Origin of the sequence: Microbacterium sp. 4R-513 (assembly GCF_011046485.1) — a bacterium.
GTDB lineage: Bacteria > Actinomycetota > Actinomycetes > Actinomycetales > Microbacteriaceae > Microbacterium.
The window spans coordinates 2,280,060-2,302,805 of sequence record NZ_CP049256.1; the positions used below are offsets into that span (position 1 = coordinate 2,280,060).

The 22,746-nt window shown below is 70.7% G+C and carries 23 protein-coding genes and 1 tRNA gene; 19 read left to right on the top strand and 5 right to left on the bottom strand.

All coding sequences use genetic code 11. The features are described 5' to 3' along the window. The first annotated feature begins 56 nt into the window (after positions 1-56). Positions 57-1,736, top strand: coding sequence for a DUF885 domain-containing protein (locus G5T42_RS09850; protein ID WP_165128124.1), 1,680 nt, complete (start codon positions 57-59; stop codon positions 1,734-1,736). 142 nt (positions 1,737-1,878) lie between these two features. On the opposite strand, the gene G5T42_RS09855 is transcribed toward G5T42_RS09850, so the two are convergent. The 4 genes from G5T42_RS09855 to G5T42_RS09870 are packed head-to-tail and all read right to left on the bottom strand — an operon-like array spanning position 1,879 to position 5,733. Next, positions 1,879-2,880, bottom strand: a complete 1,002-nt coding sequence (locus G5T42_RS09855; RefSeq protein WP_206535615.1) for an LLM class flavin-dependent oxidoreductase — start codon at positions 2,878-2,880, stop codon at positions 1,879-1,881. After that, entirely contained in the window at positions 2,877-3,209 is a 333-nt protein-coding gene (locus tag G5T42_RS09860; protein ID WP_165128126.1) for a TIGR04076 family protein, read from the bottom strand. The genes G5T42_RS09855 and G5T42_RS09860 overlap by 4 nt, the downstream gene beginning before the upstream one ends. After that, positions 3,206-4,438 carry an amidohydrolase family protein gene (locus tag G5T42_RS09865; RefSeq protein ID WP_165128128.1) on the bottom strand — a complete coding sequence of 411 codons (1,233 nt, stop codon included), beginning with the start codon at positions 4,436-4,438 and terminating at the stop codon, positions 3,206-3,208. Before G5T42_RS09865 ends, G5T42_RS09860 begins: the two co-directional genes overlap by 4 nt. Continuing rightward, a complete protein-coding gene (locus G5T42_RS09870; protein WP_241245765.1) occupies positions 4,435-5,733 on the bottom strand; it encodes a chorismate-binding protein in 1,299 nt (432 codons plus the stop codon). The genes G5T42_RS09865 and G5T42_RS09870 overlap by 4 nt, the downstream gene beginning before the upstream one ends. Before the next feature lie 23 nt (positions 5,734-5,756). Between G5T42_RS09870 and G5T42_RS09875 the strand changes: the two genes are divergently transcribed. The 7 genes from G5T42_RS09875 (at position 5,757) to G5T42_RS09905 (ending at position 11,356) form a co-directional block, all read left to right on the top strand. Continuing rightward, positions 5,757-6,320 (top strand): DUF402 domain-containing protein, encoded by a 564-nt coding sequence (locus G5T42_RS09875; protein WP_241245766.1) that lies wholly within the window; start codon positions 5,757-5,759, stop codon positions 6,318-6,320. Between the two features lie 9 nt (positions 6,321-6,329). Beyond that, entirely contained in the window at positions 6,330-7,070 is a 741-nt protein-coding gene (gene ubiE, locus G5T42_RS09880) for a bifunctional demethylmenaquinone methyltransferase/2-methoxy-6-polyprenyl-1,4-benzoquinol methylase UbiE (protein WP_165128130.1), read from the top strand. 58 nt (positions 7,071-7,128) lie between these two features. Then, the gene (locus tag G5T42_RS09885) at positions 7,129-8,184 is read left to right on the top strand and encodes a polyprenyl synthetase family protein (RefSeq protein WP_165128132.1); all 1,056 of its coding nucleotides are present in this window, start codon (positions 7,129-7,131) and stop codon (positions 8,182-8,184) included. 67 nt (positions 8,185-8,251) lie between these two features. After that, the gene (locus tag G5T42_RS09890; RefSeq protein ID WP_165128134.1) at positions 8,252-9,622 is read left to right on the top strand and encodes an FAD-dependent oxidoreductase; all 1,371 of its coding nucleotides are present in this window, start codon (positions 8,252-8,254) and stop codon (positions 9,620-9,622) included. 56 nt (positions 9,623-9,678) lie between these two features. Next, positions 9,679-10,659, top strand: coding sequence for an alpha/beta hydrolase (locus tag G5T42_RS09895; RefSeq protein WP_165128136.1), 981 nt, complete (start codon positions 9,679-9,681; stop codon positions 10,657-10,659). Positions 10,660-10,749: 90 nt separating this feature from the next. Further along, the gene (locus G5T42_RS09900) at positions 10,750-11,100 is read left to right on the top strand and encodes a hypothetical protein (protein WP_241245767.1); all 351 of its coding nucleotides are present in this window, start codon (positions 10,750-10,752) and stop codon (positions 11,098-11,100) included. Positions 11,101-11,128: 28 nt separating this feature from the next. Then, the gene (locus G5T42_RS09905; protein ID WP_165128138.1) at positions 11,129-11,356 is read left to right on the top strand and encodes a hypothetical protein; all 228 of its coding nucleotides are present in this window, start codon (positions 11,129-11,131) and stop codon (positions 11,354-11,356) included. Here G5T42_RS09905 and G5T42_RS09910 read toward each other — a convergent pair. Continuing rightward, the gene (locus G5T42_RS09910) at positions 11,343-11,831 is read right to left on the bottom strand and encodes a YajQ family cyclic di-GMP-binding protein (protein WP_165128140.1); all 489 of its coding nucleotides are present in this window, start codon (positions 11,829-11,831) and stop codon (positions 11,343-11,345) included. The genes G5T42_RS09905 and G5T42_RS09910 overlap by 14 nt on opposite strands. A 266-nt stretch (positions 11,832-12,097) precedes the next feature. Here G5T42_RS09910 and G5T42_RS09915 point away from each other — a divergent pair, with 266 nt between their 5' ends. From G5T42_RS09915 to G5T42_RS09960, 11 genes are all read left to right on the top strand, one after another. After that, positions 12,098-13,348: a maltose ABC transporter substrate-binding protein gene (locus G5T42_RS09915; RefSeq protein WP_165128142.1), complete on the top strand. Its 1,251-nt coding sequence runs from the start codon at positions 12,098-12,100 to the stop codon at positions 13,346-13,348. Positions 13,349-13,447: 99 nt separating this feature from the next. Beyond that, a complete protein-coding gene (locus tag G5T42_RS09920; protein ID WP_165128144.1) occupies positions 13,448-15,046 on the top strand; it encodes an ABC transporter permease subunit in 1,599 nt (532 codons plus the stop codon). Beyond that, entirely contained in the window at positions 15,046-16,020 is a 975-nt protein-coding gene (locus G5T42_RS09925) for a sugar ABC transporter permease (RefSeq protein WP_165128146.1), read from the top strand. Before G5T42_RS09920 ends, G5T42_RS09925 begins: the two co-directional genes overlap by 1 nt. Positions 16,021-16,155: 135 nt before the next feature. After that, entirely contained in the window at positions 16,156-17,814 is a 1,659-nt protein-coding gene (locus tag G5T42_RS09930; RefSeq protein ID WP_241245768.1) for a glycoside hydrolase family 13 protein, read from the top strand. Beyond that, positions 17,771-18,076 (top strand): alpha-glucosidase C-terminal domain-containing protein, encoded by a 306-nt coding sequence (locus G5T42_RS17700; protein ID WP_241245769.1) that lies wholly within the window; start codon positions 17,771-17,773, stop codon positions 18,074-18,076. Before G5T42_RS09930 ends, G5T42_RS17700 begins: the two co-directional genes overlap by 44 nt. Beyond that, positions 18,076-18,861 (top strand): hypothetical protein, encoded by a 786-nt coding sequence (locus tag G5T42_RS09935; RefSeq protein WP_165128148.1) that lies wholly within the window; start codon positions 18,076-18,078, stop codon positions 18,859-18,861. The genes G5T42_RS17700 and G5T42_RS09935 overlap by 1 nt, the downstream gene beginning before the upstream one ends. 85 nt (positions 18,862-18,946) lie before the next feature. Continuing rightward, positions 18,947-19,441 (top strand): FBP domain-containing protein, encoded by a 495-nt coding sequence (locus G5T42_RS09940; RefSeq protein ID WP_165128150.1) that lies wholly within the window; start codon positions 18,947-18,949, stop codon positions 19,439-19,441. Further along, on the top strand, positions 19,438-20,355 hold the full coding sequence (locus tag G5T42_RS09945) for a PfkB family carbohydrate kinase (RefSeq protein WP_165128152.1): 918 nt from the start codon (positions 19,438-19,440) through the stop codon (positions 20,353-20,355). Before G5T42_RS09940 ends, G5T42_RS09945 begins: the two co-directional genes overlap by 4 nt. A 185-nt stretch (positions 20,356-20,540) precedes the next feature. Beyond that, positions 20,541-20,622 (top strand) — tRNA-Tyr (locus tag G5T42_RS09950). 86 nt (positions 20,623-20,708) lie between these two features. Next, positions 20,709-21,629: an ROK family protein gene (locus tag G5T42_RS09955; protein WP_165128154.1), complete on the top strand. Its 921-nt coding sequence runs from the start codon at positions 20,709-20,711 to the stop codon at positions 21,627-21,629. A gap of 135 nt (positions 21,630-21,764) precedes the next feature. Beyond that, complete coding sequence (locus tag G5T42_RS09960; protein ID WP_165128156.1) at positions 21,765-22,703, top strand: hypothetical protein; 939 nt, start codon at positions 21,765-21,767, stop codon at positions 22,701-22,703. The last annotated feature ends 43 nt before the right edge of the window (positions 22,704-22,746 follow it).

Sequence of the window (22,746 nt, forward strand, 5' to 3'; positions counted from 1 at the left end):
GGAGGGCCGCCCCCACGCTGCGGAGGGCGGCCCTTCTGCGCGCTTAGGCTGATGCGGTGAGCGCCGCCGCCGACCCCATCCGCCGAATCGCCGACGCCTATGTCGAGGAGCTCGCCCAGCACGAGCCCGATGCCGCGCAGGCGCTCGGCCGCACCGACGGGCCGCTCCTCCCCGACCTGGGGCCCGATTGGCTGCTGCGCCGCTACGACGTGCAGGGCGAGACGCTCCGGGCCCTCGACGCGGTTCCCGAAGGCGAGGGCGACACCGCCCTCCGCGTCGCCCTGCGCGAGCGCCTCGAGCGCGAGCGCCTGCTCTTCGACACCGGGTTCACGACACGGCTCGTCGCGGGTCTCGCGACACCCGTGCACCTCGTGCGGTACGCCTTCGAGGGCTTGACCGTGACGACGGATGCCTCGGGCGCCGCCCTCGTCGCCAAGCTCGAAGCCGTCCCCGCCGCCGTCGCGCAGTACATCGCGACGCTCCGGTGGTCGCGCGACCACGCCGAGCGCTTCACGGGCTCGGGTGTCGCGCCCGTGCGTCAGCTCGACACGCTCGCCGACCAGGTGGATTCGTGGATCGCCTCCGACTGGTTCGGCTCCATTCCGGTCGCCGACGGGGCCGAATCGGCCCGCGTGCGTGCCGCCGCGGACGCGGCGAACACGGCGCTCGCCGAGCTCGTCACGCTGCTCCGCGATGAGCTGCGACCCGGCGCACCGACCGAGGACGGCGTCGGCGCCGAGGTGTACGCCGATCTCGCCGCCGCGATGCTCGGAGCCCGCGTCGACCTCGCCGACACCTACGCCTACGGGTGGGCGGAGCTCGAGCGGCTCGTCGGTCAGGCGCAGGAGCTGGCGGGCGAGCTGCTGGAGGGTGCCGGCGAGGACGCCGACGACCGGGATGTCGTGCGGGACGCGGCATCCGTCCTCGATGCCGACCCCCGCTACCGGCTCGACGGCGTGGCCGAGATCCGGGAGTGGCTGGAGCGGCGGGTCGACGAGACGACGAATGCGCTGGCGGACGCCTTCGACCTGCCGCCGGCGATCCGCGACGTCGAGTGCCTCGTGTCCGAAGCCTCGTCGGGCGTCGTCTACTACACCCCGGCCCCGCCCGACGGCTCCGCCCCCAGCCGCATCGTGTGGACGATCCCCAGCGGCATCCCCGTCGCCGCCTCGTGGCAGGAGGTCACGAGCGTGCACCACGAGGGGCTGCCCGGCCACCACCTGCAATTCGTCGTGACGGCCTCGTACCCCGACCTGCACGTGTGGCAGCGGCACCTCTGCCACATCCACGGCTATGCGGAGGGCTGGGCGCACTACGCCGAACAGCTCGCCGACGAGCTGGGGCTCGTCCGCGACCCCGCCGAGCGGCTTGGCCTGCTCCTCGGCCAGATCTGGCGGTCGGTGCGGATCGTCGCCGACATCGGCCTGCACACGGGCTGGGCGATCCCGGCGAACTCTCTCGTGACCGAGGGGGAGTGGACCCCGGAGCTCGCCCGCCGCATGCTCGTCGACCTCGCCCTCGTCGAGCCGCATCTCGCCGGCTTCGAGGTCGACCGGTACCTCGGGTGGCCGGGCCAGGCCCTCGCCTTCAAGATCGGCGCGCGCCTTTGGCAGGAGGCCCGGTCGGCCCGTGCCGAGCAGCTCGGTCCTGCCTTCGTGCTGCGCGACTTCCACCGCGACGCCCTCGGCCTGGGCCCGATGGGTCTCGAGCCCCTCCGCGCGGCCCTCCTCGCCTGACGCCGGAGGCCGGTCCGGGCCCGCCGGCGGGCGTCGCGCGGCGAGAGCGTACGATCTCGCCGAAACCACACGTGAACGACGCAAACGTCGTGTGTTCTCGGCGAGTGCGTGTGCACTCGCCGAGAAGGGCGAGGTGCGACCCTCAGTCCTCGAGCTGCGGCAGCACCTCGCGGCCGAGCAGCGCGATCCCCTCGGCCGAGTCGATGCCGTGCGGCGTCCCGAACTCGATGCGGTCGACGCCGGCCCCGATCAGCCGCCGGGCGTGCGAGGCGATGTCCTCCGGAGTCCCCGAGAAGGCGAAGAGGTCGAGCACATCGCGGGGGACGAGGCGACCCGCACCCTCGTCGTCTCCCTCCGCGAGCCGTGCGCGGATCGCGGGCAGCAGATCGTCGGGCAGGGTCACGGTGGGATCGAGCGCCGCGACGACGTCGAGGTACATCGCGACCTGGCGGCGTGCGTGCCGCCGCGCGGCGTCGCCGTCGCGGTCGACGACGGTGACGGCACCCAGCACCACGCCGACGGCATCAGCGGGCCGGCCGGAGCGCTCGAGTCCGCGCCGCAGCCGGGAGCGCACGACGCCGACCATCGCCGAGTTCGCGCTGCCGCCCACCTTGATCTCGTCGGCGACCTCGCCCGCCAGCGCCGTGCCGAGCGGACCCCACGAGCCCATCAGGATCGGCGCGCGCGAGCGCTCGACGGGGTAGCGCAGCCGCACGCCGGGCTCGACCCGGAAGACCTCGCCGTCGTATCCCGCGCCCTCGCCGCCGAGCAGCGCCTGCACGACGCCCACCGCGTCACGGAGGTGGGCGATCGGACGGGGTGCCTCGAGCCCGATCGCCTCGAGCCACGAGCCCTTCGCGAGACCGAGGTACGCGCGGCCGGAGGATGCGGCATCCACCGCGGCGAACTGCCCCGCGATCTCGTACGGGTGGAGCGTGTAGGGGTTCCAGCACGCGCAGCCGAGCCGCAGGCGCGAGGTCGCACCGGCCATCTCGAGCAGCGCTGCGACCGGCGGCTGATAGAGGAGGTCCGAGAACACGCTCACTCCGTCGAAGCCGGCGTCTTCAGCGAGTCGAGCCAGTCGTGCGTACTCGCCGGGCGCCTTGTCGGTCTGCAGCCCGAGCGAGACCTGCACCGCTCTCACGTGAGGTCCTCGGTCGGGATCGAGCGGATGCCGGTGCGCTCGATCCGCATGATCAGCCGTTCGTCGGGGTCGGGGCAGGCGACCCGGTCGTCGCGCTCGAGCCAGTCGCCCTCCGGCAGCTGCCGCTGCTTGGCCGGCAGCAGCGGCATGACCGCCTGCAGCGCGTACATGCAGAAGTGCCCGCCGTCGGGCAGGCACAGCCGGCTGCTCTCGACGAGGTCGATGTGGTCGCCGACCTTCATCCCGCACACCGACCGGCCCTCGATGCGCTCCACGACGACGCGGAGGTCGTACAGCTCGGTCCGCGGCGCCTCATTCTCGGCGGTCATCGCACGATCCGTTCCTCGTCGCGCACGACGACGCCGCCCTTCATGACGAAGTCGATTCCGCGCAGCGCCGACACATCGGCTGTGGGGTCGTCGGGCATCGCGATCAGGTCGGCGAATCGGCCGGGGGCGAGGATGCCGATGCGGTCGTCGGCGTCGAGCCATCGCGCGGGCGCGGCCGTCGCGGCCGACAGCACCTGCGAGGCGGACAGACCGCCGGCCTGCATGTGCTCGAGCTCGCGGACGACGGCGCTCGTGCCCTCGAAGTCCCAGAACGGAGGCATGTCGCTGCCGAGGAGGATGTCGACGCCCGCGTCGATCGCGTGCCGATACGACTCGAGATGCCGGGGGCCGGCCCCCAGTGAGCGCTCCTGCATCCACGGCGGGATGCCGAGGTCGTCGAAGAACGCCTGCGCACGTGTGACGACGAGCGTCGGGACGAGCGAGACATGGCGCTCGGCCATGAGCCGCGCGACGTCGGGGGTGAGCTCGTAGCCGTGCTCGACGCAGTCGAGGCCGAGCTCGACGGCCTCGGCGATGACGGCGGCCGGGCCCGCGTGCGCGGTCACCTTGCGCCCCCACGCGTGGGCGGTCTCGATCGCGGCGGCCATCTCGGCGCGCGTGAGCTGGGGTGTCGTGATCTGCTCGTGCTCGCCCGCGATCCCGCCCGAGATCATGAGCTTGATGAGGTCGGCCCCGAGCGCGACCTGGCTCCGGACGCCCCGGGTCATCGCGTCCGGCCCGTCGCACTCGATCGTGTCGTCGGTGTCATGGCCGTGGCCGCCCGTGCAGCACAGCGCCCGCCCCGCGGTGAAGATGCGCGGGCCGGGGACGTGCCCGGCCTCGATGGCCCGGCGGAGGGCGAAGTCCGCGCCGCCCTTCTCGGCGACGCAGCGCACGGTCGTCACCCCCGAGAGCAGGGTCCGCCGCGCTCCGTCCGCCATGTACAGCGCGAGCGCATCGGGGCTCAGCGCCGCGACGGCGTCGCCGCCGGCGCCCGGGAGCGACAGCGAGAAGTGCGTGTGCATGTTGACGAGCCCCGGCATGACGAACGCGCCGTCGAGGTCGATCGCCGAGTCGGTCGCATCGGCCGCGGGAACGACCGCCTCGATGACGCCGGCACGGATGACGAGCGCGAGACCGCCGCGCGGCTCGGGGGTCAGGCCGTCGATCAGCTGCAGGTTCGTGAGCACGGCATCGCCGCGCTGGGGGATCGACGGCACCGCGCTCATGCCAGCGCGTCCACGATCGGGCGGAACTTCACCCTCGTCTCGAGGAGCTCGGTCTCGGGGTCGCTCCCCGCCACGATTCCCGCACCCGCATGAGCCACGACGGGGATCGTATCGCTGTACTCGGCATAGCGACGGCTCGGCGGGGCACCGATCTGCGCGCAGCGCAGCGCGATCGCCCACTCGCCGTCTCCGTTCGCGTCCACCCAGCCCACGGGTCCCGCATAGCGGCCGCGGTCGAACGGCTCGAGGCGCCGGATCAGCTCGATCGCGGCATCCGTCGGCGTCCCCGCCACCGCGGCAGTGGGGTGGAGCGCCGCGACGAGATCGAGCGCCGATGCATGGTCGGCGAGGTCGCCCGCCACATCGGTCGCGAGGTGCCACAGGTTCGGCAGCTCGAGCGCGAAGGGCTCGTCGTCGGCGCGCAGGTCGGTCGTGTGCGGACGCAGCGAGTCGACGACGCTGCGCACGGCGTAGCGGTGCTCGTCGAGGTCCTTCGCGCTGTGCGAGAGGGCGACGGATGCCTCGGCATCCCCACCCGCGTCCGTCCCGCGCGGGAACGTGCCGGCCAGCACGCGTGCCGTGACGCTGCCGCCCGAGACCGTGACGAGCGTCTCGGGGCTCGCCCCGATCAGGCCGTCGACGGCGTAGGTCCAGGTGTCGGGGTACCCGGTCGCCAGCGCGCGGACGAGGCGACGGAGGTCGGCGCCCGCGGGCACCGTGCCGACGAGGTCACGCGCGAGCACGACCTTTCCCACCTCGCCGTCGGCAATCGCGTCGAGCGCGAGCCGCACGGCCGCCTGGTAGCCGGCGGGGTTCAAGGCACCCGGTCCGAGCGTCGCCGACCAATAGGGGCCGTAGGGGAGGGGCTCGAGACGCGGCTCGTCGAGTTCGGCACCCACCGCCCGGACACGAGTGATCCAGGCGCGCCCGTCACGGCGACCGAGGATCGCCTGGGGCACGGTGAGGCGGCTCATCGAGGCGGAGCGCGCATCGAAGGCCAGCGCGCCGAAGGCCACGAGCCCCGAGCCGGGCAGGCCGAGGGGATCGTCGATCTCGGCCGCGGCGGCCATGGCGCGCCACGTGTCGGACGGCGACGGCCGATCCTCGTCGCGCGCCGGCGCGAAGGGGCCGCCTGCCTCATATCCGACGACGGCGCCGCCGACGCCGACGATGCCGTCGCCCCGGCGGAACCACGCGAAGGGCGAGTGGGGGTCGGTGTACGCGAGCAGATCGCGATCCGGGTCGACCTCGCGGGTCTCGACCACCAGGCGCGGCGGGCGGAGGGGGTCGGTCACAAGGCAAGCCTAGACTCGCTGGGGTGACCGGAGATTCCCCCGCGGTCCGGCCCGAGCCCGGGACCCGCGTGACGTTCCGCTGGCGGAAATGGGACGGCAGCCCGCACTGGATGCACGACTGCGTGTACCTCGGCTCGGACCAGTGGGGCGACTGGTTCGGACAGCGTGCAGGATGGCGGAGCCACCGCCCCGGGCGGGACTTCCCCGCCGAGGGCGACAACGTGACGCTCCTGCCGCCGAGCGGTGACTTCACGGCGACGTTCAACGCCGAGCCGGCGACCTACCGCGTCTACATCGACATCGCGTGGGACGTCCGCTGGGAGGCCGGCGAGCCGACCGGCATCGACATGGACCTCGATGTCGTCGATGCCCGCGACGGGCGCGGCATCTGGATCGACGACCGCGATGAGTGGGACGAGCACCGCGTGGCCTACGGCTACCCGCTCGGCATCGTGGAGCGCCTCGAGACGCTCGCGATCGACCTCGAGCGCAAGGTCATCGCCCACACCGCGCCCTTCGACGCCGCCACGCCGGCGGCCTGGTCGGCCCGGCTCCAGGCCCTCGGGTCCGTCGCACCCGACGCCTAGACTCGACGGGTGACCCCGAGCGCCCCCGACCACGAGCCCAATCGCGCCGATCTCGGCAAGGATCCCCGGCGCGTGAGCGGCATGTTCGACCAGGTGGCGAAGGGCTACGACCGCACCAACACGGTGCTGAGCCTCGGCAACGACCAGCTGTGGCGGGTTGCGACGACCCGCGCCGTGGCGCCCCGCAAGGGGCAGCGGATCCTCGACCTCGCCGCAGGGACGGGCGCCTCGAGCGTGTCGCTCGCCAAGAGCGGTGCCGACGTCGTCGCGGCCGACTTCTCGCCGGGCATGATCGCCGAAGGGCGCCGGCGGCACCGCGGCATCCCGAATCTCTCGTTCGTCGAAGCAGATGCCACGGCGCTCCCGTTCGGCGACGGCGAGTTCGACGCGGTCACGATGTCGTTCGGCCTGCGCAACGTGAACGAGCCGAAGAAGGCGCTCGCCGAGCTGCTGCGCGTCACGAAGCCCGGCGGCCGCCTCGTGATCTGCGAGTTCTCCAAGCCGCCGTCGCCGAGCTTCAACGGCCTCTACCGCTTCTACAACGACCGCATCCTGCCGACAGTCGCGAAGGCTGTGAGCTCCAACGCCGAGGCCTACGACTACCTCAACGAGTCGATCAAGGACTGGCCCGACCAGCGCACCCTGTCGGCGTGGATCCGCGAGGCGGGGTGGACGGATGTCGCCCACCGCAACCTCTCGTTCGGCATCGTCGCCCTGCACCGCGCCCGCAAGCCGGCGACCTCTCGCTGACGAGGCAACGCCCCCGCTCGACGGAACGCGGTCAACGCCCGCCCGGTAGGCTGGTCCCGTGTCTCCCTCAGCGCCGGGCTCGCGTCTCGCGAGCAAGCTGGGCCTCACCGACCGCGTCTTCGCGGGTCCGAGGTCTCGCCGGCTCCTCTCGACCGTCGAAGCGGGTCTCGAGCGGGTCGACGCGACGCTGCGCGACGAGCTGCACGTCTCCGACCAGCTCGCCGACACGACGAGCCGCTATCTGTACGAGGCGGGCGGCAAGCGCGTGCGCCCCATGCTGGCGCTCCTGACGGCGCAGCTCGGCAAGGGCACGACCGAAGAGGTCATCCAGGGTGCGACCGCGCTCGAGATGACGCATCTCGGCTCGCTCTACCACGACGACGTGATGGATGCCGCCGACAAGCGCCGCGGAGTGCCCAGCGCCCACGCGGTCTGGGGGAACAGCATCGCCATCCTCACCGGCGACCTGCTCTTCTCGCGCGCGAGCCAGATCATGGCCCGCCACGGCGACCGTGCGATCCGGCTGCAGTCCGACACCTTCGAGCGACTCGTCCTCGGCCAGATGCACGAGACGGTCGGGCCTCAGGACTCGGACGACCCCGTCGAGTTCTACCTGCAGGTGCTGTCCGACAAGACCGGATCCCTCATCGCGGCGGCGGCGCAGTCCGGTGTCATCTTCAGCGAGGGTCCGGCCGAGTACGAAGAGCCGATGTTCGTCTTCGGTGAGAAGGCGGGTGTCGCCTTCCAGCTCCTCGACGACGTCATCGACCTCTCCGCCGACGCCGACGAGACGGGCAAGGTGCCCGGCACCGACCTGCGTGCCGGTGTGCCGACGATGCCCTACCTCCTTCTCGGCCGGCAGGAGGACGAGGCATCCGTCGCCCTCCGCGACAGGATCGACGACGGCGTCGCCCGCATCGCCGACGGTGCCGACCCGGCTCTGCTCGACGACCCGCTGGCCGACCTGCGCGAGCACGATGCGACGCGCGCGACCCTCGACCTCGCCCACGCGTGGTCGCGCGAGGCGATCGACGCACTCGCCCCGATTCCCGACGGACCCGTCCGCGAAGCCCTCACGCGCTTCGCCCAGGCCGTCGCCGATCGCTCGAGCTGACCCGAGTCGCACTCCTCGCGCCCGTCGCGGGGGCCGACTTCGGCCGAGCACAAGAAAGGACCCCCACATGACCAAGCTCCGACTCGCCATCGTCGGCGCGGGCCCTGCCGGGATCTACGCGGCCGACATCCTCCTGAAGGCAGAGCGCAAGTTCGACGTGTCGATCGACCTCTTCGAGCAGCTGCCGGCGCCCTACGGGCTCGTCCGCTACGGCGTCGCGCCCGATCACCCGCGCATCAAGGGCATCATCACGGCGCTGCGCGAAGTGCTCGACCGCGGTGACATCCGCATCTTCGGCAATGTCCGCTTCGGCGAGGACATCACGCTCGAAGACCTCAAGCGGCACTACAACGCCGTCATCTTCGCGACCGGTGCCGTGCGCGACTCCTCCCTCGACATCCCCGGCATCGACGCCGCGGGGTCGTACGGCGCCGCCGACTTCGTCAGCTGGTTCGACGGGCACCCCGACGTGCCGCGCGAGTGGCCGCTCGACGCCGAGTCGGTCGCCGTCATCGGCAACGGGAATGTCGCGCTCGACGTCTCGCGCATGCTCGCCAAGCACGCGGAGGACCTGCTGCCGACCGAGATCCCCGACAACGTGCACGCGGGCCTCGCCGCATCGAAGGTGACCGACGTCCACGTCTTCGGCCGTCGCGGTCCCGCGCAGGTCAAGTTCACGCCGCTGGAGCTGCGCGAGCTCGGCGAGCTGCGCGACGTCGACATGGTCGTCTACGACGAGGACTTCGACTACGACGAGGCGTCCAAGGCCGCCATCGCGAGCAACAAGCAGGTGCTCGTCATCGACCGCGTCCTGCAGTCGTGGCGCACGCGCGAGTCGGTCAACAACGCCGGCGGCTCGGCGTCACGCCGCCTGCACCTGCACTTCTATGCGAAGCCGCTCGAGGTCGTCAAGGATCCCGAGGGCCGCGTGTCGGCGTTCCGCTGGGAGCGCACGCGTCCCGACGGCGCGGGCGGGGTCGTCGGCACGGGTGAGATCCGCGAGATCCCGATCCAGGCGATCTACCGCGCCGTCGGCTACTTCGGCTCGCCGCTGCCCGGCGTTCCGTTCGACAAGCGCCACGGCGTCATCCCGAACCACGAGGGCCAGGTCCTGCGGCGCGACTCCAACGAGCGCGTCCCGGGCGTCTACGCCACGGGCTGGATCAAGCGGGGGCCTGTCGGCCTCATCGGCCACACGAAGTCGGACGCGATGGAGACGATCCGCCACGTCATCAACGACCAGGGCTCGTGGTGGCAGCCCGCCGACCCGTCGGAGGACGCGATTCCCGCGCTCCTCGCGTCGCGCGGCGTGGTGTGGACCGACCTCGACGGCTGGCACCGCCTCGACAGCCATGAGATGGATCTCGGCCGGCCGCACGGCCGCGCCCGCATCAAGGTCGTCCCGCGCGACGAGATGATCTCGATCTCCCGCGACTAGGGCGCAGACGGATGCCGCGCAGCGGCGCGGCCGGCACCCCTGAATAGGCTGGGGTCATGGCAGGCGAGTGGGCGCCGGACATCCTCGGCGACGGGTTCGAGCAGCGGACCCTGCCGCTCGGCGAGGACGACGAGGGGCCGCTCGTCGCGACGCTGATCCGCAGCATCCCGAACCCGATCCGGGTGCTCGCAGGGCCCCTGCGCGACGTCGACGTGCTGTCGGTGCACGGCTGGTCGGACTACTTCTTCCAGCCGGCACAGGCCCGGTTCTGGACCGAGCTGGGCGCGCACTTCTACGCGCTCGATCTGCGCAAGTACGGGCGCAGTCTCCGCGACGGGCAGACCCCGGGGTACATCACCGATCTCACCGACTACGACGTCGACATCGAGGCGGCGCTCGCCGCGGTCGGGCACCGGCGCGGCCGGCGGCTCGTGCTGCTCGGCCACTCGACCGGCGGCCTCATCCTGTCTCTCTGGGCAGCGCGGCATCGCGGCCGCGCTGCCGCGCTCGTGCTCAACAGTCCCTGGCTCGAGCTGCAGCTCGGTGCCATGGGACGGCAGGCGCTCGCGCCGCTCGTGCAGGCCCGGGCCCGATGGGATCCGCGCGGCCAGCAGGCGACGGTCGACTTCGGGTTCTACACGCGCGCCCAGCACGAGGTCGGGGCGCTCCCCGCGCTGGCGTACCACGACGAGTGGCGGCCCGAGTTCGGGTTCGCGACCCACCCCGGCTGGCTCGCCGCGATCCTGCAGGGCCACCGCACGATCGCCTACGGCGTCGAGGTCGGATGCCCCGCCCTCGTGCTGCTCTCGGCGCGCTCGGCGGTCCAGCTCGCGTGGCGCGATGACATGACCTCGGCGGACTCCGTGCTGATCGTCGACGACATCGCCCGCGCGGCATCGCGCCTCGGCCGCGACGTCTCGATCGCCCGGATCGACGGCGCCCTGCACGACGTCTTCCTCTCGCGGCCGGAGCCGCGCGCGGCCGCCTACCGTGCGGTCGAGCGATGGCTGATCTGGGGAGCGCTCGACCGCAGCTGAGGCGGCCGCCGACTTCGAACGGACTTTCGAATGTCGCGGTTGCGAAGTACCCTGGAATCCTCGGCCGGAGGAAGGAACCGGCACCCCCGCATGGCCGAGTGGCACCCGATCCTCAGCGCCGTCGAGGGCCCGACCGGGACGTGGCGCATGGTCGACGGTCAGGGCAAGGTCTACGGCCACGTCGAAATCCGTCGGGTCATGAACGGCACCGATGTGCGCTACAAGACCATGTACCGCGGCGAGGTCATCGGCTGGGCGACATCGCTCCGGGTCGCGTGCGAGCGCATCCACAACGCGTTCGTCCGCGGGCACGGGCCCGGGGAGGCCCCATCGCGGACTGGGGCGGGCGGCGCGATCTCCCCGAAGAACGACGGATGCCCCGACCCGGCGGTTGACCGCGGCGCGAGGCATCCATCGCTCTGGCGTGTGGATCATCGCTGAGCGCCCTGCTGTCGGGCAGAGTGGTGCCGTGGACGAGCGGCGCATGTGGTGGTGGACCCTGATGGGGTCGACTGTCGCCCTGGTGTCCGGCGCGCTGCTGCTCATGGCCGCGATCCTCTCGGGTCGCCTGAGCCTCATGGATTTCATGGCCGGGGCGATCGTCGTCGCCGCCGTGTTCGGAGTCGTCGTCGCCGTCGGCGGCCTCCGCCGCACGCGCCCCTCCCGGCGATCCCGGGGGGATGTCAGCGGTAGTTGACGAACTGGAGGTCGACGTCGAGGTCGGCCGCTTTCAGCAGGCGCTGAACCTCCTGCAGGTCGTCGCGCGACTTCGACTGCACGCGCAGCTCGTCACCCTGGATCTGCGACTTGACGGACTTGGGACCTTCGTCGCGGATGATCTTCGAGATCTTCTTCGCGTTCTCGGACGAGATGCCGTCCTTGATCGTCGAGGTGATCCGGTACTCCTTGCCGCTGGGCACCGGGTCGCCCGACTCGAGGCTCTTCAGCGAGATGCCCCGCTTGATGAGCTTGGACTGGAAGACGTCGAGCACGGCCTTCGCGCGCTCTTCCGAATTCGCCTTGATGAGCACGGCCTCGCCGCTCCACTCGATCGAGGCATCCGTCCCCTTGAAGTCGTAGCGCTGCTCGACCTCTTTGCGGGCCTGGTTGAGCGCGTTGTCGGCCTCCTGGTGGTCGACCTTGGAGACGATGTCAAAACTCGAGTCAGCCATGCGGGGAGTCTACTGGCGTGCGAGAGACGAGCGAAGGCTGAGGGTTTCCTGCAAGCGTTTGCAGAAGCATCCGTGTGGAAGCGCTTCCCCGGGCGACCGAAGTCACGAACCGATATCGAATCCCGGCATTCGGTGTTGCGCGGCCGCGCGCGCGTGGTAACAATGTAAGCGCTTGCAATACACGCGAGCAGAAGAACGGCCTTCAACGGTGCACCCGCACCGGCCAAGGCCGGGCTCATCCCAATTGCACTTAGAGAGGCACACCGATGATGGTGAACAAGAAGGGCGTGATCGGTCTCGGCGCGCTCATCGCGGGCAGCGCGATGCTGCTCGCCGGTTGCGCCGGCGGCGGCAGCGCCGGAAACACCGACTCCGCTGACGGCGACTCGACGCCGATCACGGTCTGGGTCGACATCGAGCGCAAGCCCGCGCTCGAGGACGTCGCCAAGTCGTTCACGGAAGACACCGGCATCGAAGTCAAGCTCGTCACGAAGGACTTCGCGACGGTCGACCAGGACTTCATCAGCCAGGTCCCCACCGGCAAGGGCCCCGACATCATCGTCAGCCCCCACGACAAGCTCGGCTCGTACGTGTCGGCCGGCGTCGTCGCGCCGCTCGAGCTCGGTGACGTCGCTGACGGCTTCGCCGAGTCGGCCATGCAGGCCATGACGTACGACGGCAAGGTCTACGGCGTCCCCTACTCGATCGAGAACGTCGCGCTCGTCCGCAACACCGACCTCGCGCCGAACCCGGCGACGACCTTCGACGAGGTCATCGCCAACGGCAAGGCCGCGGGCACCGAGTACCCGTTCCTCGTCGGCCTCTCGCCGGAGCAGGGCGACCCGTACCACATGTACCCGCTGCAGACCTCGTTCGGCTCGCAGGTCTTCGCCCAGAACGCCGACGGCAGCTATGACGCCTCGCAGCTCGTCCTCGGCGACGAGGCCGGCACGGCATTCGCCACCTGGCTCGCCGGGCAGGGTGCCGCCGGCACCGGCGTCTTCAACGCCAACATCGACGGTGACAAGGCGCGCGAGTTCTTCCTCGCCGGCAAGTCGCCCTACTACCTGACCGGTCCGTGGAACGTCCCGGCCATCAAGGACGCCGGCATCAACTACGCCATCGACCCGCTCCCGAGCGCCGGTGGCCAGGAGGCCAAGCCCTTCATCGGCGTCAACGGCTTCTTCCTCTCGAGCAAGTCCGAGAACGCGCTGGCGGCGACGAACTTCATCGTCAACTACCTCAGCACCGAGGACGCGCAGATGAGCCTCTACGAGGTCGGCGGACGCCCGCCGGCACTCACGGCGGCCTACGAGAAGGCTGCGGCCGACGACGCCGACGTGGCGGCCTTCGGCAAGATCGGCCAGACCGGCGCTCCCATGCCCGCGATCCCCGAGATGGGTGGCGTGTGGTCCGACTGGGGCAACGCCGAGCTCTCGATCATCAAGGGCGAGGGTGGCGACCCCGCCACCGTGTGGCAGACCGCCGCGACCAACATCCAGTCGAAGATCGGCTGATCGAGCGATAAGTCGCTCATCGGTGGGTGGGGCTGTCCGCAGCCCCACCCACCTCCCTAATCTGAACCCGACGACACTGCGAAGAAGGAGCGTCCTTCGATGGCCGACGTGAAATCCGCCGAGACGAAGGCTCCCGCGGCCCCGAGCGCGTGGGGAGACGATCCCTTCCACAAGCCGCAGCGTCGGCTGACCTCGGGCGGACTCGTCGCCCTGCTGGTCAAGGTCGTGCTTCTCGCCATCATCGATGCGCTCACGATCTTCGCCGTCTGGGTGCTCGTCGCGAAGGGCGACTGGATCGCCGCGATCGTGCTGGCGCTGGTCGTCATCGGCGTCAACTTCATCTACATCCGTCCGGGCCTGCTGCCGGGCAAGTACCTCACACCCGGACTCGCCTTCCTGGCGGTGTTCCAGGTGTTCGTCATCATCTACACCGGATACATCGCGTTCACGAACGCCGGCGACCAGCACAACAGCACGAAGGAAGACGCGATCGCGCAGATCGTGCGCACGTCTCAGGAGCGCGTCCCCGACTCGCCCGAGTACACCGTCGAGGTCTACAAGCAGGCCGACCAGTTCGGGCTCCTCGTCGCCGAGCCCGGTGGCGACACCGCCTTCGGCACGAGCGACCAGGCGCTCGAAGAGGCCTCTTCAGCTCCCGACGGGTGGGAGAAGCTCAACCTGAGCCAGATCGTCCGCTTCCAGGACGAGATCCTCGCCATCAACGTCCCCGTCTCGGACGACATCAACGACGGCACGCTGCGCACCTCCGACGGCCAGAAGGCCTACGTCTACGTGTCGAGCCTCGAATACGACGAGTCCGCCGACACGTTCACGAACACCGAGACCGGCCAGGTCTACGCCGACGACGGCCAGGGCAACTTCCGCGCCGAGGACGGCACGACCCTGACCCCCGGATGGCGCGTCGTGGTCGGCTGGCAGAACTTCGCGTACGCGTTCACGAACGAGCAGATCCGCGACCCGCTCATCCGCGTGACCCTCTGGACGTTCTTCTTCGCCGCGGCCTCCACGTTCGTCTGCTTCGCCATGGGGCTCTTCCTGGCGATCGTCCTGAACCACCCGACCCTGCGCGGCAAGAAGATCTACCGCATCCTCGTGATCCTCCCGTACGCCTTCCCCGCGTATCTGACGGGCCTCGTGTGGGCGGGCCTCTTCAACCAGGAGTTCGGGTTCATCAACCAGGTGCTGCTCGGCGGTGCGCAGATCCCGTGGCTCGCCGAGCCGTGGCTCGCCCGCGGCGTGGTGATCTTCGTCAACATGTGGCTCGGCTACGCGTACATGTTCCTCGTCTGCACGGGCGCCCTGCAGTCGCTGCCCGACGACATCATCGAGGCCGCCAAGGTCGACGGGGCCGGTGCCTGGCGCATCTTCCGCTCCGTCAAGCTGCCGCTGCTCTTCGTCGCCGTCGCACCGCTGCTCATCGCGACGTTCGCGTACAACTTCAACAACTTCGGCGTCATCTACATGCTGACCCGAGGCAATCCGAGATTCACCGATACGACCCTCGACATCGGTGCGACCGACATCATGATCACGATGGTCTACAAGGTGGCGTTCGGCGGCGGCGGCGGTCGTGATCTGGGTCTCGCGTCGGCACTCTCGATCCTGATCTTCATCATCGTGACGATCGTCGCCGTGATCAGCTTCCGGCAGACCAAGGCACTGGAGGACCTGAACTGATGAGCGATGTCATTCCCCGCGGAAGCAACGTCAACGCCGCGGACTCGGGTCTCGGCCTCAAGGGCCTCGAAGCGGTCGACCGGCAGGACGCCCTGCCGGAGGAGCCTCGTCAGAACCGGCAGTCGTTCCGCCGCTGGTTCGTCGACAAGGGCTGGCGCCACGTCGTCGCGTGGGTCGCGATCCTCTTCGCGCTGTTCCCGCTGGCGTACATCCTGTCGGTGTCGTTCAACCCGGTCGGCACGCTGACGGGTTCGAACGCGCTCTTCCAGCGCTTCGACCTGCGCAACTACACCAACCTGTTCAACAACCCCGACGTGCCGTACGGCCAGTGGTACATCAACTCGCTCCTCATCGCGATCGTGACGAGCGTCTTCACGGTGCTGCTGTGCGCGCTCGGCGCGTACTCGTTCTCGCGCATGCGCTTCCGGGGCCGCCGCTTCGGCCTCGTGACGCTGCTGGTGCTGCAGATGTTCCCGCAGCTGCTGGCGATCACCGCGATCTTCCTGCTCATGATCCAGATCACCGACGTCTTCCCGGCGATCGGTCTCGGCACGCACGCGGGCCTGATCATGATCTACCTCGGCGGCGCACTGGGCGTGAACACGTTCCTCATGTACGGCTTCTTCAACACGATCCCGACGGCGATCGACGAGGCCGCCAAGATCGACGGAGCCGGCCACGCGCGCGTCTTCTTCACGATCATGCTGCCGCTCGTGACACCGATCCTCGCCGTCATCGGACTGCTCACCTTCATCGGCATCATCGGCGAGTTCGCGATCGCGAGCGTCATCCTGACCGACCCGAACCAGCAGACCGTCGCGATCGGCCTGTTCCAGCTCGTCTCGGGCTTCCAATCCCAGAACTGGGGAATCTTCTGCGCCGGTGCCGTGCTCGCGGCCCTGCCGGTCATGGTGCTCTTCCTCTTCCTGCAGCGCTACATCGCCGGCGGCCTCGTCTCGGGCAGCGTCAAGTAGGGACGGATGCCTCGGCCGAGGCATCCGTCGTCACAACCGAACAACAACTCAAGGGCTCTGTCATGGCGTCCCGCCGTGCAACCACGTCGCTTCCTCGCGCGGCGCACGGCCGCACGGCTTCGAAAGGCCCCTGCCATGACGACTCCCGTCCCGCATCACGACGGCTCTCCGCTCTACGTCTCGCACGCGTCGCCCGCCCTCGGTGACACCGTGCGGGTGCGCCTGCGCGTTCCCGTGGGCTACGGCCCCCTCGCCGCCGTGCGCACCCGATCCAACCCCGACCACGAGCCGGAATGGACGGATGCCTCGTCCCTCGGCGTCGTCGACGGATGGGAGTGGTGGGAGGCGCGCATCCGCGTCGGCAACCCCCGCCACGGTTACCGGTGGCTGCTGCTCCACGCCGACGGAGCGGTCGAGTGGCTCAACCAGACCGGCATCCACTCGATCGAGACGCTCGATGCAGAGGACTTCGCCCTCGTCGCCGGACCGTCGGCGCCCGAGTGGCTGCACGACGCCGTGATGTACCAGGTCTTCCCCGACCGCTTCGCGCGGTCCGACCAGGCCGACCTCCACCCGACCCCGGACTGGGCGATTCCGGCGGACTGGGATGACCCCGTCGACCACGTCGCACCGGGGCGGTCGCAGCAGTTCTATGGCGGCGACCTCCCCGGCGTGATCGACAGGCTCGACCACCTCGCCGGCCTCGGCGTCAACCTTCTCTACCTGACGCCGGTGTTCCCCGCGGAGTCGAATCACCGCTACAACGCCTCGAGCTTCGATCGCGTCGACCCGCTGCTCGGCGGGGATGCCGCGCTCGTCGAGCTCGTCGAGAAGGCGCACGCCCGCGGCATCCGTGTCATCGGAGATCTCACGAGCAACCACTCGGGCGACGGCCACGAGTGGTTCCGGTCGGCGCATCGCAACCCCGGTGCGCCGGAGCAGGAGTACTACTACTTCCTGGACGCCGACAACGAGGAATACGTCTCCTGGCTCGGCTACGCGAGCCTGCCGAAGTTCGACTGGGCCTCCGAGGCCCTGCGGAGGCGCTTCATCGACGGTCCGGACTCCATCGTCGCCAAGTGGCTCAAGCCGCCGTACAGCCTCGACGGCTGGCGCGTCGACGTCGCGAACATGACCGGGCGACACGGCGACGTCGATCTGAACGCCGACGTGCGACAGCTGCTGCGCCGCACGGTCTTCACGACGAACCCCGACGCGATCCTCCTCGGAGAGTCGACCAACGATGCCGCGACCGACCTGCAGGGCGACGGCTGGCACGGGGCGATGACGTATCCCTCGTTCACGCGCCCGCTCTGGGCGTGGCTGAGCGAGCCGACCTTCGAGCCGTACCTCGACGCCGATGGCCGGGAGCACACCGAGCCGTGGTTCTTCGGGCAGCCCGTCGGGGGCATCCCGCGCTACACGGCCCGGCAGTTCACCGACACGGTCACCCGGTTCTCGGCGACGATCCCGTGGCGCGTGCGCCTCGGCAACATGCAGGCGCTCGACTCGCACGACACCGCCCGATTCGCGACGAACGCCGCGCCGGGCGCGATCCCCGTCGCCCTCGGGCTCTCGATGACGCTTCCCGGAGTGCCGGTCGTGTTCGCGGGCGACGAGTTCGGCGAAAGGGGCGTCGACGGTGAGGCGAGCCGCACGCCGATGCCCTGGTCGCGGGCGGAGGAGCCCCCCCATCGCGGCTCGCACCGCCCTCTACCGCGACCTCGTCGCGCTTCGGCGCACGCACCCCGTGCTCGGCACGGGCGGGCTGCGGTGGCTGCACGTCGACGATGACACCGTCGTGTTCGTTCGCGAGAGCGCTGACGAGAGCGTCGTCGTGGTCGCGAGCCGCGCGGACGTCGATGTCGAACTCGCTCCCGGCCTGATCGCCGGCGGCTCGGACGCGGACCCCCTGTTCGGCGAGGCCACGTTCGCGACGTCGGACGACGGCGCCGTCGCGATCACGGCCGAGGGTCCCGCGTTCGCCGCATGGGCGCTCCCGGGAGTACGGGTTCCGGATCCCGCCTCGCCGGCGGCCGCGACGGGTCAGCGCTGATGGCGTCGCCCGAGCGCTTCGCCTCCCTCAGCGCCGGCCTCGCCGACGCCGTCGGCCGGCACGCCGACTTCGCGGGCATCGTGCTGCTCGGCTCGGCATCGGACGAGGCATCCGATCGACGCGACGAGTGGTCCGATCACGACTTCTTCGCCATCACGCGCGAGGGGCGGGGTCGCGCGCTGCGCCCGGACGTCTCGTGGCTGCCCGACCAGGACCGGCTCGTCCTGACGGCTCGCGAGGGCGAGCTCGGGTTCGTCGCCGTGTACGACGACGGGCACGTCTTGGAGTTCGCGTTCTCGGATGCCTCGGAACTCGCGGGCGCCCTCGCCGGCGCCGCGACGGTGGCCGTCGACGATGAGCAGGGCACGGTGGCACGGCTCCTCGCCGAGTCGCGGGAGCGAGCGGCGACCGCTGACGCGTTCGAGCCCGTGAACGATGCCCGCCTCGTGCTCGTCAAGCTGCTCATCGGCGTCGGGCGCGCCCGACGGGGCGAGGTGCTCAACGCCGGCGACTTCGTGCGCGGCTGGGCGGTGCGGCTTCTCGTGCGGGTGATCCGCGGCCGGCAGGCCTCGCAGTCGACGAGTGCTCGCGACACGATCGATCCGATGCGCCGGTTCGAGCGGGACTTCCCGGAGTGGGCCGGCCGCATCGCGCAGGCCTCCGCTCAGCCGGTCGAGGAGGCGGCGAGGGATCTCTTCGGCCTGGTCCGAGAACTCGAGGACGGCTGGCCGGAGTTCCCCACGAGGGCGGCCGACGCCGTCGCCGCTCGGCTGGGGTGGGCATGACGTCCCACGGCGGGCGCGGCATCCCGAGCTCTTCCGTCACTCGACCCGTTTCGTAGACTGGGGGTCGCCACGGCGAGGAGGATCGATGCGCCCATTGACCGAGGAAGACATCCGAGCGACGTTCGTGAACGCCGGTCCCGACGACCTGAGACTCGTGTCGCTGCCCGCGGACTTCATGCTCACCGACTGGGATCACCTCGACTTCTTCGCATGGCGCGATCCGCGGACGCGGGGTCGCGGCTACGTCATCGCCGAGGTCGACGGCTCGCCCACGGGTGTCGTGCTGCGCGCCGCCGAACCCACGTCGCGCGCACGATCGGCGATGTGCAACGTCTGCCACACGATGCAGCCCGCCGATCAGGTGACGCTCTTCACGGCGCGCAAGGCCGGGCCCGCCGGCTCGCACGGCGACAGCATCGGCACGTACATCTGCCGCGACCTGTCGTGCCACGAGAACGTGCGTCTCGCCGCGCCGCTCGCGCCGAGTGAGATGCGAGCGAGCGTCGACCTCAAGATCGACGGCACACGCCGTCGCATCGAGGCGTTCGTCGAGCGCGTCCTCGAGGGAGCCGCCGCGTGACCGGTCGGGTCGTCGTCGTCGGCGACGCCCTCATCGACGAACTGCGCGACGACTCGGGCGTGCGCGAGTTCGTCGGGGGAGCGGCGCTCAACGTCGCGGTCGGGCTCTCGCGCCTCGGCGTGCCCGCGACGCTCATCGCGATGGTGGGGGAAGACGAGGCCGGCGACCACATCCGCTCTTACCTCGGCGACTTCGGCGTCGAGCTCCTCGCGACGATCGGCCCGCACGGCTCGTCCCGCGCCGTCAGCACCCGCAGCGGGGGCGGCGAGCCCGAGTACGTCTTCAACGAGGCCGCGCAGAAGCGCCGCATCCACTTCGGCCCCGCCGAGCGCGGCGCGATCGCCGATGCGCCGATGGTCGCGGTCAGCTGCTTCCCCTTCGACGACGTCGCGCAGACGCTCGAGTTCGCGCAGGCGGTTCGGGATGCCGATGCCCGCCTGGCGATCGACCCCAACCCCCGATCGGGAATGATGTCGGATCGCGCCGAGTTCGTGCGCGGCTTCGAGACCGTCGCCGCCGGCGCCGCGCTCGTCAAGGTCGGCGAGGACGACGCCACCCTTCTGTACGGAGAGCCGCTCGACGCGCTTCGCGCGCGTCTGGTGGATCTCGGCGTCGGCGCCGTGCTCGCGACGCAGGGCGCCGCAGGGGCCGCGATCGAGGCGGGCATGCACGTCGTCACCCGGCCGATCTCGGTACTCCCAGGGCGGATCGTCGACACGATGGGCGGCGGGGATGCCGCTTTCGCGACCGCCATCGCGGGTCTCCTCGACGGAACCCCCGACGACGCCGACGCATGGGGCGAGCTTCTGGGGCGGGCGATGGATGTCGCGGCCGCCACCTGCCGCTTCGAGGGAGCCCTCCTGCGCCTGCCCTCCGCCGTCGAGGGCATCGATCTCGACCGCATCGGCACCTGAGCGGGCGTGCGGCGCACTGGCGTACGACTGTCACGCGCGCGGTGCTCTCTACCCGCTGATCCGATTCGTCGACGGCTCACAGGCGGATGATGCCGTCTGCGCCGCCGATTTCGGGCCATCGCCGATCCAGAGTAAGATTGTTGATCGCGCCTCCGGTCGACTGAAGAAGCCGGGCGGGTGCGCCTGGCGAGTTACCCAAGCGGCCAAAGGGATCTGACTGTAAATCAGCCGTCTTAGACTTCGGGGGTTCGAATCCCTCACTCGCCACCCGATTCGAAGGCCCCCGCTCAGCGGGGGCCTTCGGCGTTTCCGGGCCGCTAGGTTGTCGTGTACCGCTCGCAAAGGAGCCCGCTGTGCAGGATGGACATGCCGATGTCGCACTCGCCGTCGACATCGGCGGCACGAAGGTCGACGCGGCGCTGGTGACCCGCGTGGGACAGGTCGTGCCCGGCACCGCCTCGCGGCGCCCGACCGGCCGCGGGTCGAGCCGCGAGGAGATCGCCTCGTCGATCACGCAGGCCGCGGCATCCGCCCTCGAGCACCTGACCGCGGAGCAGCGTCTCGTCGGAGTCGGCATCGGGTCGGCCGGCCCCGTCGATCTGCCGCACGGCGCCGTCTCGCCGATCAACCTGCCGGCCGCGCGCGGGCTCGCCGTCGTCGAGCTGCTCTCGAGCCTCGCACCGGGGGTTCCGGTCCGTCTCGCCCTCGACGGCACGTGCATCGCGCTCGCGGAGCACTGGCGGGGCGCGCTGGCGGGATGCCGGACGGGACTGGCGATGGTGGTCTCCACGGGTATCGGCGGGGGCTTCATCGCGAACGACCTTCCGGTGACGGGAGTCTCCGGCAATGCGGGGCACATCGGCCAGATCCGCCTCGAGGCGCGGGTGGACGACGATCCCTTCGTGGGCACCGTCGAGGCGATCGGCTCGGGCACCGCGACCGTCGCGTGGGCCCGGGAACAGGGCTGGCCGGGCGCCACGGGCGAGGACCTCGCGGCGGCGTATCGTGCCGGCGACGACATCGCGATCCGCGCTGTCCGACGTTCGGCGGATGCCGTGGGCCGCGCGATCGCGACGGCCGCGACGCTCTTCGACCTCGAGGCCGTCGCCATCGCGGGCGGATTCGTCAACGTCGCCGACGATTACATCGAGCTGGTCCGGGATGCAGCGCACGAGTCGGCCGCGCTGCCCTACGCGCGGGCGGTGCGGGTCGAGCGCTCCTCGCTGGGGGGAGACGGCCCGCTGCTCGGCGCTGCCGCGCTCGTCCTCCGCTGAGGGGTGCGCAGCAGGCGGCTGCCCGAGGCGCTCGAGCGTTCATCCTCAGAGCGGGAATGACCCCTCGGCCCGCGACGCGCCGCGTGCCAGGATGGGCGTGCGGGCGGGGGCCCGCGAAGAGAGTAGGGGACCACAATGACCGTGCCCGAGCATCCGTCGACCGGCACCGCCGATTCGAAGCTCATTCGCATCTCGCTGTGGGTCGCGATCGGGGCGCTCATCCTCGCCGCGATCGTGTGCGTCGTCTGGGTGCTCGTCGGCACCGACAACGGCGTCGTGGGTCGCGCCTTCCTCACGATCCTGCTGCTCGCGGCGTTCGCCGGCGCTGCTCTCCTCGACGCGCGGCTCGCTCCGCGCAGGCCCGCGTGGTTCGCCCTCGCCAGCATGGTGACCTGGGTGCTGTGCCTCCTCTTCGGCGCGATCCTCATCTGGCTGCCGGCGCCCGGCTGGTACTACTTCGATGCGTTCGGGCGATTCATCTCGTTCCTGCTCATCGTGCTGATCCTGCTGCTCGCGCTCCTGCACGCCCGGCTGCTGATCAAGGCGCACCAGCGGCACGTCACCGGCTTCACGCGGGGGGTCACGATCATCACGATCGCCCTCGTCGTCATCCTCGCCGCGATGCTCGTCATCCCGCTCGCATTCCACGAGTACTTCACCTACGCCGACCCGTACTGGCGCGCCGTCGTCGCGATCGCCATCCTCGCCGCGGTGGGCACGGCGCTCGTCCCGCTCGTCAACGCGCTCTTCGCCCCCAGACGGCCCGTCGCGCGCGGCTACGGTCCCTATCCCGCGGCGCAGACGCCGGTGCCGCCGCCCGCCTGGCCGACGTACGCCGACGGAGTGACGCCACTTCCCGTGATGCCGGACGGCTGGCCGGACTGGAACGCGTACTACACGGGATACCCGTCGACGGTGTCGCAGGCGATCGCGCCGGTCGCACCCGTCGCGCCGGTCGCCCCTCCGCACCGCGGAAGCGACGGCGGGCCCGCGCCCGGCGCGCCCCACAGCGGTTCCCCCGCCCCGGGCTACGAGGGCTACCCGCCTCCGCCGCCGCTCCCGCCGCGCCCCTAGGCCTGATGCCTGCGCCGCCGGGTGCGGGCACCGAGCGGCGGGT

Excerpts from the sequence above, each read along its gene's own strand:
- G5T42_RS09915 (WP_165128142.1), top strand. The coding sequence starts at position 12,098 with ATGATGGTGAACAAGAAGGGCGTGATCGGTCTCGGCGCGCTCATCGCG.
- G5T42_RS09860 (WP_165128126.1), bottom strand. The coding sequence starts at position 3,209 with ATGACCGCCGAGAATGAGGCGCCGCGGACCGAGCTGTACGACCTCCGC.
- G5T42_RS09935 (WP_165128148.1), top strand. The coding sequence starts at position 18,076 with ATGGCGTCGCCCGAGCGCTTCGCCTCCCTCAGCGCCGGCCTCGCCGAC.
- G5T42_RS09865 (WP_165128128.1), bottom strand. The coding sequence starts at position 4,438 with ATGAGCGCGGTGCCGTCGATCCCCCAGCGCGGCGATGCCGTGCTCACG.
- G5T42_RS09910 (WP_165128140.1), bottom strand. The coding sequence starts at position 11,831 with ATGGCTGACTCGAGTTTTGACATCGTCTCCAAGGTCGACCACCAGGAG.
- G5T42_RS09940 (WP_165128150.1), top strand. The coding sequence starts at position 18,947 with ATGCGCCCATTGACCGAGGAAGACATCCGAGCGACGTTCGTGAACGCC.
- G5T42_RS09890 (WP_165128134.1), top strand. The coding sequence starts at position 8,252 with ATGACCAAGCTCCGACTCGCCATCGTCGGCGCGGGCCCTGCCGGGATC.
- G5T42_RS09920 (WP_165128144.1), top strand. The coding sequence starts at position 13,448 with ATGGCCGACGTGAAATCCGCCGAGACGAAGGCTCCCGCGGCCCCGAGC.
- G5T42_RS09960 (WP_165128156.1), top strand. The coding sequence starts at position 21,765 with ATGACCGTGCCCGAGCATCCGTCGACCGGCACCGCCGATTCGAAGCTC.
- G5T42_RS09900 (WP_241245767.1), top strand. The coding sequence starts at position 10,750 with ATGGCCGAGTGGCACCCGATCCTCAGCGCCGTCGAGGGCCCGACCGGG.
- G5T42_RS09895 (WP_165128136.1), top strand. The coding sequence starts at position 9,679 with ATGGCAGGCGAGTGGGCGCCGGACATCCTCGGCGACGGGTTCGAGCAG.
- G5T42_RS09930 (WP_241245768.1), top strand. The coding sequence starts at position 16,156 with ATGACGACTCCCGTCCCGCATCACGACGGCTCTCCGCTCTACGTCTCG.
- G5T42_RS09925 (WP_165128146.1), top strand. The coding sequence starts at position 15,046 with ATGAGCGATGTCATTCCCCGCGGAAGCAACGTCAACGCCGCGGACTCG.